The organism is Paenalcaligenes hermetiae, assembly GCF_039543645.1.
GTDB classification, from domain to species: Bacteria; Pseudomonadota; Gammaproteobacteria; order Burkholderiales; family Burkholderiaceae_B; genus Paenalcaligenes; species Paenalcaligenes hermetiae.
Genome location: NZ_BAABKD010000007.1, coordinates 59,574 through 73,785, shown reverse-complemented (window position 1 = coordinate 73,785; position 14,212 = coordinate 59,574). Strand labels below are relative to the sequence as shown.

11 protein-coding genes are annotated in these 14,212 nt (G+C 48.0%); 5 read left to right on the top strand and 6 right to left on the bottom strand.

All coding sequences use genetic code 11. The annotated features are described in order from the left end of the window. Window positions 1–64: 64 nt before the first annotated feature. Window positions 65–1,576 carry a succinyl-CoA:acetate CoA-transferase ScpC gene (gene scpC / locus ABD980_RS04185; protein WP_345369823.1) on the top strand — a complete coding sequence of 504 codons (1,512 nt, stop codon included), beginning with the start codon at window positions 65–67 and terminating at the stop codon, window positions 1,574–1,576. A gap of 169 nt (window positions 1,577–1,745) precedes the next feature. Here scpC and icd read toward each other — a convergent pair whose 3' ends face one another. Beyond that, on the bottom strand, window positions 1,746–3,002 hold the full coding sequence (icd, locus tag ABD980_RS04180; protein WP_260649909.1) for an NADP-dependent isocitrate dehydrogenase: 1,257 nt from the start codon (window positions 3,000–3,002) through the stop codon (window positions 1,746–1,748). 238 nt (window positions 3,003–3,240) lie between these two features. Here icd and ABD980_RS04175 point away from each other — a divergent pair, with 238 nt between their 5' ends. Genes ABD980_RS04175 through ABD980_RS04160 form a run of 4 tightly spaced genes read left to right on the top strand, consistent with a single transcriptional unit; the run spans window position 3,241 to window position 8,468 of the window. Continuing rightward, on the top strand, window positions 3,241–3,666 hold the full coding sequence (locus ABD980_RS04175) for a DUF1841 family protein (RefSeq protein WP_345369821.1): 426 nt from the start codon (window positions 3,241–3,243) through the stop codon (window positions 3,664–3,666). Between the two features lie 9 nt (window positions 3,667–3,675). Then, window positions 3,676–4,515 carry an AAA family ATPase gene (locus tag ABD980_RS04170; protein ID WP_345369819.1) on the top strand — a complete coding sequence of 280 codons (840 nt, stop codon included), beginning with the start codon at window positions 3,676–3,678 and terminating at the stop codon, window positions 4,513–4,515. Between the two features lie 7 nt (window positions 4,516–4,522). Next, window positions 4,523–5,695, top strand: coding sequence for a vWA domain-containing protein (locus ABD980_RS04165; protein WP_345369899.1), 1,173 nt, complete (start codon window positions 4,523–4,525; stop codon window positions 5,693–5,695). A 22-nt stretch (window positions 5,696–5,717) separates the two neighbouring features. Beyond that, the gene (locus ABD980_RS04160; RefSeq protein WP_345369818.1) at window positions 5,718–8,468 is read left to right on the top strand and encodes a M16 family metallopeptidase; all 2,751 of its coding nucleotides are present in this window, start codon (window positions 5,718–5,720) and stop codon (window positions 8,466–8,468) included. Between the two features lie 86 nt (window positions 8,469–8,554). Here the strand turns inward: ABD980_RS04160 and dnaJ are convergent, their stop codons facing one another. The 5 genes from dnaJ to hemH all read right to left on the bottom strand — a co-directional run bounded on the left by dnaJ (window position 8,555) and on the right by hemH (window position 14,207). Then, a complete protein-coding gene (dnaJ, locus tag ABD980_RS04155) occupies window positions 8,555–9,688 on the bottom strand; it encodes a molecular chaperone DnaJ (protein ID WP_345369816.1) in 1,134 nt (377 codons plus the stop codon). Between the two features lie 100 nt (window positions 9,689–9,788). Next, the gene (gene dnaK, locus ABD980_RS04150) at window positions 9,789–11,699 is read right to left on the bottom strand and encodes a molecular chaperone DnaK (protein WP_300647720.1); all 1,911 of its coding nucleotides are present in this window, start codon (window positions 11,697–11,699) and stop codon (window positions 9,789–9,791) included. 107 nt (window positions 11,700–11,806) lie between these two features. Further along, complete coding sequence (gene grpE, locus ABD980_RS04145) at window positions 11,807–12,394, bottom strand: nucleotide exchange factor GrpE (RefSeq protein ID WP_300647719.1); 588 nt, start codon at window positions 12,392–12,394, stop codon at window positions 11,807–11,809. Window positions 12,395–12,489: 95 nt separating this feature from the next. Then, window positions 12,490–13,050, bottom strand: a complete 561-nt coding sequence (locus tag ABD980_RS04140; RefSeq protein WP_260649916.1) for an LbetaH domain-containing protein — start codon at window positions 13,048–13,050, stop codon at window positions 12,490–12,492. Between the two features lie 86 nt (window positions 13,051–13,136). Continuing rightward, complete coding sequence (hemH, locus tag ABD980_RS04135; RefSeq protein ID WP_260649917.1) at window positions 13,137–14,207, bottom strand: ferrochelatase; 1,071 nt, start codon at window positions 14,205–14,207, stop codon at window positions 13,137–13,139. Between the last annotated feature and the right edge of the window lie 5 nt (window positions 14,208–14,212).

Genomic DNA, 14,212 nt, shown 5'->3' with positions numbered 1-14,212 from the left:
TAGTCATATTTGTAATGCTATGCTGAACTCATAGTACAAAAACAACATATGATAGGAGCAATCTATGTGGCAGCAACGTATTCGTTTATCGAGCTTGCACAATAAAGTCATGCCAGCTGAGCAAGCGGTGCAGTTTATCCAAGCAGGCATGACAATCGGTATGAGTGGTTTTACCCGCGCCGGAGACAGCAAAGCCATTCCTATCGCTCTGGCCGCCAAAGCGGCAACACAAGGCCCATTAAATCTAACGCTTTTTACCGGTGCTTCCTTGGGTAATAACAGCGATGGTTTAATGGCAGAATCCAATGTGTTAGCTCGCCGCTCACCCTTTCAGGTCGATGCCACCATGCGACGTGCGATTAACCAAGGCAAAGTACTGTTCTATGACCAGCATTTATCCGAGCTCGCCGAGCATTTACGTGCAGAGCCCGGTAAGCCCATTGATGTAGCTGTAATTGAAGCCGTTGCGATCACCGAAGACGGCCACATAGTGCCAAGTACTTCTGTCGGCAACTCAGCCAGTTTTGTTGCTCAAGCCAAGCAGGTGATTGTTGAACTCAACACCGCTATGCCCGCCGAACTCGAGGGCTTTCATGATGTCTACTTACCTAAAAAACGCCCTGGTCGTGCCCCCATCCCATTAACCAGCGTGAATCAACGCTTAGGTACAAACGCTATTGCAGTTGACCCCGAGCGTATCGTCGCTATTGTGCTTACCGATACCCTAGACAGCCCTTCTACTGCAACTCCTCCCGACTCCGAAACGCAATCTATTGCTCAACACATTGTGCGCTTCTTAGAAAACGAAGTCGCTGAAGGGCGTCTAGATCACTCTCTCCTCCCGCTACAGGTCGGCATAGGTAGCATCGCCAACGCCGTCACTCAGGGGCTAGTGGAGTCTGATTTTAAAGATCTCACCATGTATTCCGAGGTCCTACAAGACAGCGCTTTTCATTTACTCGAATCTGGGCAGCTGCGCTTTGCTTCGGCATCCTCAATCACCGTAACCGCTCCTATGATGCAGCATTTTTTCAGCCATCTTGATCAATATCGGGATCGTATTGTGCTGCGTCCTCAAGAGATCAGCAACCACCCCGAAATCGTACGCCGTTTGGGGATTATTGCTATCAATGCCGCCTTAGAGTTTGATCTCTATGGCAATGTCAACTCCACCCATGTAAGCGGAACCAAAATGATGAATGGGATTGGTGGCTCAGGGGATTTTGCCCGCAATGCTCACCTATCTATTTTTGTGACCAAATCCCTGGCTAAAGGGGGAGCGATTAGTCGTGTAGTCCCCATGGTGTCGCATGTAGATCATTGCGAGCACGATGTGGATATTCTTGTCACCGAACAGGGCTTGGCGGATTTACGTGGTTTAGCCCCACGCGAACGAGCCGAGCTCGTCATCCAAAACTGTGTTCACCCAGATTACCAAGCCGCACTTCAGGATTATTTTGAGCGCGCTTGCCAACGTGGCGGTCATACACCTCACCTCCTAGAGGAGGCCTTATCATGGCACTTACGCTTTGAAGAGCACGGCAGTATGCACCAACAAGAAACAGCTAAAGCATAAACCTATACACTATTTACCTGTCGTCTCCTTTGCGGTCATAACGTTTGTTATGGCCGTTTTTTTATTTAGATATTGGGTTATCGCTACTAGCCAAGACCTAAACCAAAAAAACCCGTACCACCATCGGTGATACGGGTTTAGCATAACAATCAGGCTACCAAAAACAGATTTACATGTTTTCGATCATGACATTACCAAAATCAGAGCAGGAAACCTGAGTCGCGCCTTCCATGAGTCGGGCAAAGTCATAGGTGACTTTTTTGGACTGAATGGCTTTTTCCATGCTGCTGATGATCAAATCAGCGGCTTCTGTCCAGCCCATATGACGTAGCATCATTTCGGCCGATAAGATCAAAGAACCTGGGTTTACATAGTCTTTGCCAGCGTACTTAGGTGCTGTACCGTGGGTGGCTTCGAACATGGCAACCGAATCGGATAAGTTAGCGCCAGGAGCAATACCAATACCACCAACTTGAGCCGCTAATGCGTCAGAAATGTAATCACCGTTTAGGTTCAGCGTCGCGATCACATCATATTCAGCGGGACGTAACAAGATCTGCTGTAAGAACGCATCCGCAATGGAGTCTTTAACAACAATGTCTTTACCTGTTTTAGGGTTTTTGAATTTGCACCATGGGCCGCCATCGATCAGCTCTGCGCCGAACTCGCTCATCGCTAGCTCGTAGCCCCAATCGCGGAAACCGCCTTCGGTGAATTTCATGATGTTGCCTTTGTGAACGAGCGTCACAGAGGAACGATCATTATCAATAGCGTACTGAATGGCTTTGCGCACCAAACGCTGCGTTCCCTCTTTGGATACGGGTTTAACACCAATACCAGAAGTGTTGGGGAAGCGGATTTTATTTACACCGAGTTCATTTTGCAAAAACTCGATCAGTTTTTTAGCGTTCGCTGACTCGGCTTCGAATTCAATACCTGCATAGATGTCTTCAGAGTTTTCGCGGAAGATCACCATGTTGGTTTTTTCTGGCTCCTTAACGGGGGAAGGTACACCAGCAAAGTAACGCACGGGGCGTAGACATACGTACAGGTCAAGCTGCTGACGTAAAGCCACGTTTAAAGAGCGAATACCGCCACCTACGGGAGTGGTCAACGGGCCTTTGATGGACACAACGTAGTCTTTAACGGCGTCGAGGGTTTCTTCGGGTAACCAAACATCAGGACCATACACCTGCGTGGATTTTTCACCCGCATAGACTTCCATCCAGTGGATTTTCTTTTCGCCACCGTATGCTTTTTCGACAGCCGCATCCACGACCTTGATCATAACGGGGGAAATATCAACACCGGTACCATCACCCTCGATGTAAGGAATGATAGGCTGATTGGGTACGTTTAAAGAGAAATCGGCATTTACCGTAATTTTTTCGCCCTGTGCAGGGACTTTAATATGCTGATAAGACATGGATGCTCCAATAGAGTGAACAGGGAAGATAAAACCTATGTTTTATCTGAGTCGTTAGTCTTATATAAGAGTTTAGCCTAAATCTGTACTAAAGACGAAAAAAGCCTGTGTTTTTATCACTAAATCGAGACAAAAACTTGGCCTCATAGAGAAAATTTTAAAAAAAGGTCACAAAACAAGACAAAGTGGCTTTAGCCATCTACCATAATGTTATGGATTTCATTTTGTGGATCTTTACATGTTTAACCCGTCTCGAGAACAAGTACGTCAGTTTTTCATCGAAGCCTGGCAAAAATATCGCCAGAAGCAATTGGTAAGCCCATTAGAAAATATGGCGGTGCAACTGATTCAACAGCACCCCGAATACCACGAACTACTTGAAAAGCCAGAGGCGATCAATCAAGATTACACGGTAGAAAAAGGACAAACCAATCCGTTTTTACACCTATCTATGCACTTGGCTATTCAGGAGCAAGTCTCAATTGATCAACCCCCTGGCATCAAAGCCGCTTACGAGCGGCTTGCAGCTACTCTTGACCCACACGAAGCAAGCCACCGTATTATGGAGGCCTTAGGTGAGGTCATTTGGGAGGCACAACGCTTAAATAAGCCATTGGATAACGAGCGTTATCTTGAACTGATTTATCGTCATACTTCTATCTAATCCATACCTATGAGTCACACTAATCGCTTTGAAGGCACCCGCCGTTACGTTGCTACAGACGACCTGAAAATGGCCGTTAACGCCGCCTTAACGCTACAACGACCCTTACTTATCAAAGGTGAGCCCGGCACCGGAAAAACCCTCTTAGCCGAAGAGGTCGCCGCTGCGCTCGACCGTCCCTTACTACAATGGCACATCAAATCCACAACTAAAGCACAACAAGGTCTCTATGAATACGATGCTGTTTCCCGCCTACGGGATTCACAGTTAGGTGATGAGCGAGTACATCAGATCAGCAACTATATTGTAAAAGGTGCGCTTTGGGAGGCGTTTGAATCCCCTGAGCCCACTGTGGTGCTTATTGATGAAATTGATAAGGCAGATATTGAGTTTCCTAATGACTTACTACGCGAAATCGACAAAATGGAGTTTCATGTTTATGAAACCCAGCAGACGATCCGCGCGCAGCACCGGCCTTTAATTATCATCACCTCGAATAACGAAAAAGAACTCCCCGATGCGTTTTTACGGCGCTGCTTTTTCCATTACATTCGTTTTCCCGATGCCGACACGCTCAGCGCCATCGTTAAAGTCCACTTCCCGCAACTCGCCGATGACTTGCTACAGGCTGCATTAGATACTTTTTATGCCTTGCGTAATGCACCAGGCTTAAAGAAAAAACCATCCACATCGGAACTCTTGGACTGGTTACAACTGCTCCTTAGTCACGATGCCACACCAGAAAGCATCCGTCAGGCAGACCAAGCCACAACCCCTCTCATTGGTGCATTAATCAAAAATGAACAAGACCTATCGTTGTTAGAGCGCATTGCGCGCTACGGTCGTTAACCCCATGATGCTTATTCGGTTTTTTTATTTTTTACGTCAGCACCGCCTGCCTGTTTCGATTCAAGAGTTTATAACACTGATCGAAAGTCTATGTAGTTCTGCAGCAGCGCTTTCTATTGACGAATTCTACTACTTAGCCCGACTGGTGCTAATTAAAGACGAAAGCCTATTCGACAAATATGATCGGGCTTTTGGCCAGTTTTATGGCTTGCTTAGCAAAGAGATCGCAAAGGGTCATACCATTCCCGCAGACTGGCTTATCAAAACCCTAGAGCGCCAACTTAGCGACGCCGAAAAAGCCGCATTGGCGACTCATGATCTTGCCGAGCTCATTGAAAAATTTAAAAAAACCCTAGAAGAACAAAAGGAGCGTCATGCCGGTGGCAATAAATGGGTAGGCACAGGCGGCAGCTCCCCTTTTGGTCACGGCGGCTATCACCCCCAAGGCATTCGCGTTGGGGGGCCGTCTAAGGGCAATTTCACCGCCGTTAAAGTATGGGAAAAGCGCGAGTTTAGTGATTACGATGATCAGGTTGAACTAGGCACCCGAAATTTTAAAATGGCATTACGGCGCTTACGCCGCTTTGCACGTGAGGGAGCTGCAACCGAACTGGACTTGGATAAAACCATCCACCACACCGCCCAACAAGCCGGTCTGCTCGACATACAAATGCGTCCTGAGCGACGTAATACAATTAAAGTGCTTATGCTGCTTGACGTAGGTGGCAGCATGGATAGCCATATTCGACGCGTAGAGGAGCTATTTTCAGCGGCGCGTAGCGAATTCAAGCACTTAGAGGTTTTTTATTTTCATAACTGTCCTTATGAGTGGCTTTGGAAAAATAATCGCCGACGTTTTGATGAGCGCATTTCTACTTTAGATGTATTGAGTAAATACAATGAGGACTGGCGTGTCATTTTTGTCGGTGATGCCACCATGAGTCCCTTTGAAATCACTCATGTAGGGGGCTCGGTCGAGCATCATAATGAAGAACCTGGGCACCTTTGGTTACAGCGTTTTATAGAAACATGGCCTAAAACAGTCTGGCTAAACCCTACCAAGACCGAACGGTGGATGTATCATCAATCGGTGCTCATGATCCGACAACTGCTCCAGGACCGCATGTACCCGTTAACTGTGCATGGCTTAGAGTCCGCCATGCAACAACTCTCGAAATAATTCCGACCCATAGGATGGCTATATGTTGACAGCATTTAAGTCTGTAGCGAAACAGGCTCACTACTTAAGCCTTATTGGTATTTTTTTATCGCCAACGATAGTATATGCCCTACCTGCTGGTGTAGAACAAATCACCAGTGTCGAGGGTGTCACCGAATACCGATTAAAAAATGGCTTAAAAGTACTCTTTGCCCCTGACGCCTCACGCCCAAACACAACAGTTAATATGACCTATTTGGTTGGCTCCAGACATGAAAACTATGGGCAGACAGGCATGGCACACTTGTTGGAGCATATGCTTTTTCGTGGCACGCCCAGCATGCCAAATGCGCTTGGTGAGTTTTCTAAGCGGGGTTTAGCCGCTAATGGCACCACTTCTTTAGACCGCACTAACTACTATGCCACTTTTGCTGCTAACCCAGAAACCTTAAACTGGTACTTAGACTGGCAGGCCGATGTCATGGTCAACGCCAGTATCGCCAAAGCCGATCTGGATGCAGAAATGACCGTGGTGCGCAATGAAATGGAGCGTGGGGAAAACAGCCCATTTAGAGTCCTGATGCAGACCATGCAGTCTGCTGCATACCAGTGGCATAACTATGGCAAAAGCACCATTGGCGCACGCAGTGACGTAGAGCAGGTAGACATTGAACAACTACGCGCTTTTTACCGCCTTTATTATCAGCCCGATAATGCAGTGCTAATTGTCAGCGGACAGTTTGACGAAGAGCAAACCCTTGCTCACATTGCCAAGCAGTTTAACGCTATCCCTAAACCGGAAAGAGAGCTCCCCCCAGAATATACCGAAGAGCCAGTCCAACATGGCAGCAAAACCGTTATGGTGCGTCGTCAAGGCGGCTCCCCCATTGTGGCCGCGCAATATCATATTCCTGCGGAAGCAGATCCCCAATTTACTCCACTTAGCCTGGGTATTAGCGCTTTAGGTGATACTCCCTCGGGCTTACTGTATAAAAATCTGGTCGAAAAAAATCTAGCGACTAGTGTATTTAGTTATGCGGCTGGACTACGCCAACCGGGCTATGCGTTATTTTTAGCAGAGCTCAAAGACGATATGGATCCACAACAAGCGCTCACAACACTAAATCAAACCATTGAAGAACAAAATCAGGCGCTTAGCCAAGAGGACCTTGACCGTATTCGCAACCAATGGCTCAATGGCTGGTCTCAAACCTATGCCGACCCAGCTAGCCTTGCGGCAGCCCTATCAGAGAGTGCCGCCACCGGAGACTGGCGTTTGTTTTTCTGGGCAAGAGACCAAGTTGAAAGTGTACAACTCGACCAAGTCAAAACCGCACTAAAAACCTGGCTAGTCGCAGACAACCGTACTAATGGTATTTATGAGCCTACCTCTGCCCTAGCTCGCGCTCCTAAAGCCAACACCCCCAACGTCGCGGCTTTACTCAGTGATTACAAGGGCAAAACGCATCAGAATTTAGCCGATGCTTTTGACCCTAGCCCAAACAATATTGACCACAGCACACAACGCGAAATCATCGAGCTAGATGATCAGCTAGGTATAGTACGCGTAGCATTGTTACCTAAACCCACCCGCGGCGATCGGGTTCATGCGAACCTAGCCATTCGCTTTGGGGATCCAGACAGCTTAAAAGGCAGCCGCACTATAGGTAGCGCTACGGCAAGCCTTTTAGCTCATGGCACTAAAAAATATAGTCGTCAGCAAATAGAAGACCGCTTTACTGAATTACAAGCCTCGGTCTTCTTTAGTGGTGGACCAAACGGTGTCAATGTAGATATCGAAACGGTGGGCAATAACCTTGCGCCCACTCTGGATTTGGTATTGGAGATATTACGAGAGGCCAATTTCCCCGAGAGCGAGCTGAATAAATACAAAGCCCAGCGCTTAACCCAAATTAATAACGCTAAGGCAGAACCTTCTGCCTTAGCCAATCTCACTTTAAGTCGACACCTAAACCCCTGGCCTAAAGATGATATTCGCTACACCCCAACCTTCGAGGAGTCGGCTCAATATGTTCAAAGCCTAAGCCAAGCGGATTTGCTCGCATTCCACGAGCGCTTTTATGGTGCCGGAGACATTCGCTTTAGTGCCACTGGCAGCTTTGACAGTGAAACTATCAAGCAACAACTTAAAAAAGGATTAAAGGGCTGGAAACGAGCACCTGACTATAAGCGTGCAGCAGACCCCTACCATGCCGTCAAAGCCGAGCATTTCACCATTAACACCCCCGATAAAGCCAATGCTTTCTATATCGAAACGCTCCCCTTAAAGCTCCAAGACTCCGAGCCCGATTTTGTTCCCTTGTATTTGGCCAACTATTTACTTGGTCAGTCGGAGACCTCGCGCTTGTGGAACCGAGTTCGCGTCTCTGAGGGGCTGTCTTATGATGTACGAAGCCGCCTACAAGTCTCCTCGTATGAGCCTTCAGCTAGCTGGACAATTTACGCTATCCACGCCCCTGAAAATTCCGCGAAGTTACAAGCCGTTATTCAAGAAGAGCTGGCAACAGTGCTCAAAGAGGGCTTCTCAGAGCAAGAGGTTCAAGAGGGCATCCATGCACTCCTACGCTACCGTCAGTTAGCTCGTAGTAATGACGCGGTGTTAACCAGCACATGGCAAAGCTATCTCGATTTGGAGCGCACCTTTGCTTGGTCAGCCCATATTGATGAAGCGTTGCAAAAGCTCACTGCTAAAGAAGTAAATGCGGTGGTCAAAAAATACTTGCAACCGACCGCTTTTAGCTCTGCACTAGGAGCAGACCAAAGCAAACAATAGCACCATAAAAAAACCCTTTGGGGCCTCTTAGTGCCCCAAAGGGAATCATTTCCTGGTTTTTCGCGCCAACGCGCGCTTAATGGGGATTAGGAAAAAAAACTTTTCACCTTATCCGTCCATGACTGGCTTTTAGGCGAATGCTTATCCCCCCCGCCCGATAAAGACTCTTCGAACTGGCGCAAGATGGCTTTTTGCTCCTCGGTCAACCGCACAGGCGTTTCCACTTGAATATGACAATACAAGTCACCAGGATAGCTAGAACGTAGCCCTTTGATGCCCTTACCACGCAAACGAAACACTTTCCCTGCTTGCGTGCCTTCTGGAATAGAAATTTCACCCCGCCCGGTTAAGGTCGGTACCTCGACTTCCCCACCTAAGGCTGCCGTCGTAAAGGGGATGGTGAGCTCACAATGCAAATCATCGCCGTCACGCTGGAAAATCCCATGAGGTTTAATGTGAATTTCCACATATAAATCACCAGGAGGCCCGCCATTAGCACCTGGCTCCCCATTTCCCGAAGAACGAATCCGCATGCCATCATCAATACCGGCTGGGATATTCACCTGCAAGGTTTTGGTTTTGCGTACGCGCCCAACCCCATCACATGAGGGGCAAGGGTCAGTAATTTCTTGACCAGTACCATGACACGTAGGACATGTTTGCTGCACGCTGAAAAAGCCCTGTTGCATGCGTACCGCACCAGCCCCATTACATGTGGTACATGTACGTGGTGATGTACCAGGCTTGGCGCCGCTGCCATGACACGTATCACAATTCTCCCAACTTGGTACTCGGATCTCAGTATCAAAGCCTGTCGCAGCCTGCTCTAAGCTGATGTCCAGCGAATAGCGCAGATCTGCACCACGCTGTACACGCGGACCGCCACCACGACGACCACCACCAAAAATATCGCCAAAAATATCGCCAAAGGCTTCAGCAAAGTCAGCACCACCCATGCCACCCATGCCGCCGCCCATGCCGCCCATCCCATTCGGGTCCACACCGGCATGACCAAAACGGTCATACGCAGCACGTTTTTCATCATCGTATAAGATTTCGTAGGCCTCTTTGACTTCTTTAAATTTTTCTTCGGCCTCTTTGCTGTCCGGGTTGCGATCAGGATGGTATTTCATCGCTAACCGGCGATAGGCTTTGCGAATATCGTCTTTTGACGCATTTTTCGCAAGACCTAATATTTCATAAAAATCGCGTTTTGCCATAATGACTGTGAGCGTATAGACGCTGTCTTAGTAAACAAGAATGCCCGATCCCTGGTGACCACCAGAAACCGGGCTTGTGAGCATTTAAGCCAATTGCAAATTAGTCGCGCTTAACTTCTTTGAAGTCAGCATCAACGACATTGTCATCAGCAGGCTTGTCGGCTTCGGCACCAGCGGCTTGTTGCGCTTGCATATCCGCGTAGATTTTTTCACCAAGCTTTTGTGCTGCGGTGGTCAACGCTTCGGTTTTCGCCTCGATATCTGCTTTGTCGTCACCTTTTAAGGCGATTTCTAGATCAGCAATGGCTTTTTCAATAGCTTCTTTTTCGGAAGCCTCGAGCTTATCGCCATAGTCCTCTAGGGATTTGCGGGTAGAGTGTACGAGCGCTTCGCCTTGGTTACGTGCGGTAGCCAGCTCTGCAATACGGCGGTCTTCCTCGGCATGAGCCTCGGCGTCAGCCATCATGCGCTGAACCTCTTCTTCGGTCAGACCAGAGCTTGCTTTAATGGTGATCTTGTTTTCTTTACCGGTACCTTTGTCTTTGGCCGATACATTCAAAATACCATTCGCATCAATATCAAATGTGACCTCGATCTGTGGCTCCCCACGGCGTGCCGGTGGAATCCCCTCCAGGTTAAATTCACCTAATAGTTTGTTCCCTGCCGCAATCTCACGCTCACCTTGGAAAACTTTAATCGTTACAGCTGGCTGGTTATCATCAGCTGTAGAGAACACTTGCGAGTGACGAGTAGGAATCGTGGTGTTTTTGTGAATCATTTTAGTCATTACACCACCTAGGGTTTCAATCCCTAAGGATAAAGGTGTTACGTCTAAAAGCAACACATCAGAACGGTCACCCGACAATACGGAACCTTGGATTGCAGCCCCAGTAGCGACGGCTTCATCGGGGTTAATATCACGGCGTGGGTCACGGCCAAAGAACTCTTTTACCTTTTCTTGGACCTTGGGCATACGTGTCATCCCGCCCACTAAGATCACGTCATCAATATCGGAAACTTTTACGCCAGCATCTTTAATGGCGATACGGCAAGGCTCAAGCGAACGCTCAATTAAATCCTCGACCAAGGCTTCGAGCTTGGCACGAGAAATTTTCAAGTTCAAGTGCTTTGGACCAGAGGCGTCTGCAGTAATATACGGCAGGTTGATCTCGGTCTGCGTGGTCGAAGAAAGCTCAATCTTGGCTTTTTCTGCGGCTTCTTTTAGACGCTGCAAAGCCAGAACGTCTTTGGATAGATCGGCACCACTCTCTTTTTTGAACTCTTCGATGATGTAGTCGATGATACGCTGGTCAAAGTCTTCACCACCTAAGAAGGTATCGCCGTTGGTCGACAACACTTCAAACTGTTTCTCTCCATCGATGTCGGCGATCTCGATGATAGAAACGTCAAAGGTACCACCACCTAAGTCATAGACAGCGATTTTGCTATCGCCTTTAGCGGCCTTATCCAAACCAAATGCTAAAGCAGCGGCGGTTGGCTCGTTAATAATGCGCTTGACTTCAAGCCCAGCAATTCGGCCAGCGTCTTTGGTTGCTTGGCGCTGACTATCGTTAAAGTAAGCGGGCACCGTGATGACGGCTTCGGTGACCTCTTCGCCTAAGTAATCTTCGGCGGTTTTTTTCATTTTACGCAAGATATCAGCTGATACCTGCTGTGGCGCTAACGCTTTGCCTTGTGCTTCGACCCAGGCGTCGTTATTGTCGGCCTTAATGATTTTATAAGGCATTTTTTCAATGTCGTCTTGAACGGTTTTCTCGTCAAAACGACGACCAATTAAGCGTTTAACCGCAAAAATGGTGTTTGTGGGGTTAGTGACGGCCTGACGTTTAGCTGGAGCCCCGACCAGAATCTCGCCATCGTCCATATAAGCCACGATGGAAGGCGTGGTACGACCGCCCTCGGCGTTTTCGATAATACGAATTTGATCGCCTTCTTGGACAGACACACAGCTGTTGGTTGTACCCAAGTCAATACCAATGATTTTGCTCATTTTTTATTTCCTAGCCTGTATTTGGTTTTGCGCTGATTCGCAATAAATTAATTCGTTAATTCCTATATGGGGTAGGGTTTTTATTTTTCAAGCCCCAACTAGGCGCTCTACTGACCCGCTGAAACCATAACAAGTGCAGGGCGTAAAACGCGTTCGGACAAGGCATAGCCTTTTTGAAGCACTTGGGCAATGGTGTCCTTGGGCTGATCTGAAGGAATAGAAGAAATGGCTTGGTGATGATGTGGGTCGAATTTTTCCCCGACCTCTGGCGCAATTTCAACAAGCTTATGGCGCTCAAAAGCGGAGTTTAGCTGACGTAACGTGGTTTCTACGCCTTCGATAAGCACTTCTAGGGTTTGGTCTTCTTGGGCAAGCGCTGCTTCTAGGCTATCTCGCACGGGAATAAGGCTCTCAGCAAAGCTTTCTACCGCAAACTTGCGCGCTTTTGCGACATCCTCAGCGGCGCGGCGACGAATATTTTCGACTTCGGCTTTGGCGCGTAAAAGCTGGTCGTAGTATTCGGAGACTTTAGCTTGGGCTTCGGATAGCTCGGCCGCCAAATCCGACGTTTCGGGAACTTGAATCGTCTCGTCGTTAGCATCGTCCATAGCAGATAGCTCTTCTGCGGGACTGGACTGTTCTAAATCTGCAGTTTGTTCTTGCGTATTATCCTGCGGTTGCTTCGGTGCGGACATAGGTTTCTCCACGTATAAATCAAAAATAATAACGATAGAAACCATATGGGGGCATACGCCCCCACTTCAAGCCCACTTTTGTGTTTTTTATAAAATTAAAACTGGTTTTGAATACGACGATACGCTTGCGCTAACGATACATTTGTATGCATCACGGATTCAGAGAAGTCCTTTGCTGACTGAGGCACGGTTTTTAAGGCGCTTAGGTCAGTGGCTTCTTTTACTACTGTAGCCGAAGGCAAGTAAAAATGCTCGGGGATATCATGCCCATCTACCACACAGTTGTGGCGCACTACAGCCGAATCACCCACCGTGCAGTTAAACAACACCGTGTTAAAACCAATAAACACATGGCTGCCTACAGTACAAGGCCCATGCACAATAGAGCGGTGCGCAATAGAGGTGTGCTCACCAATGGTTACCGCTGCACCGTCTTTGGAGTGAATCACCACCCCGTCTTGGATATTGGAGTTAGCTCCAATCACAATAGGCTCGAGATGGCCATTTTCATCAAGCTCATCCGCGCGGATAACCGCATAAGGACCTATAAATACGTGGGGGCCAACTTCGATACGACCACACAATACAGCAGTAGGGTCGACAAAAGCCGTTTCGTGTACAACCGGATAATCACCCCGTGGATTTTTTCTTAACATCAGATCTTCCTGAATAAAAGACCGCTTTTAGTAAAGCTTTCTAAAAAAAGCACAACCAAGCTGCGGACAAACGGTTTTATTTTAGGCTAATTTGTGACCTTAGGTAATTCCCATCCACCTAAATTTTGCAACACAATGTCGCTCAAACCAGCAATCCAGTCTTTGTCATCGTTTAAACAAGCAATATAGCTAAAGTTTTGCCCCCCCTCCTCTAAAAAAGCGTCTCTACACTCTTGTTGTATTTCTTCCAATGTTTCCAAACAATCGGCCAAAAACCCCGGACAGGCCACCTGTACAGACTGCACTCCCTCTTTAGCCCATTGGCGCAATGTCGGTTCAGTATAAGGCTCAAGCCACTGATCGGCACCAAAGCGACTCTGAAAACTAGCAAACACAGGCACATCGGCATCGATCAAGGCTTCGCGCACCGCCGCAGTAGTCAACATGCACTCGCGGTAATACGGATCCCCCGCCACCACAGAACGACGCGGTATGCCATGAAAACTAAGTAACAAACGCTGCGGCTTCCCATGCTGCTGCCAATGGCGTTGAATACTTTGCACTAGTGGTTGTATATAGGCTGGGTGCTGACAAAAACTTTTAATAAAGCGCGTTTCGGGCTGGTTACGACGCTTACGCAAATAGCGGTTAAGCTCATCGACCGCTGTAGCAGTGGTGCTGGCCGCATATTGTGGATACATCGGCACCATTAAAATGCGCTCACATCCCAAAGCAGTTAGCTCATTAAGCACATCATGCATTGCAGGCTTTCCATAGCGCATGGCTAAACGCACCGGAATAGAATGCCCATGGGCTTGTAGTTGCTGTTGCAAACCCTGTGCTTGTGCCTGACTATAAACCAATAACGGAGACCCCTGATCCATCCAGATGGACGCATACTTAGGAACCAGTTTTCGCGGTCTAAAAGGCAATACAAAACAGCGCAAAATAATCTGCCACAAGGCGGCGGGTAGCTCCACCACCCGCTGATCCGATAAAAACTGAGCTAAATAGCGCCGAATATCACCGGCTGTCGCGGTGGCTGGCGTACCTAGGTTCACGAGCAGCACCCCTACCCGAGGTGCGGCTAAGGTACGAATATGAGGATCAAGCAAATTATTTTCCGCTGCTTCCGCGTAGTATTTTTTTGAACACATAATAA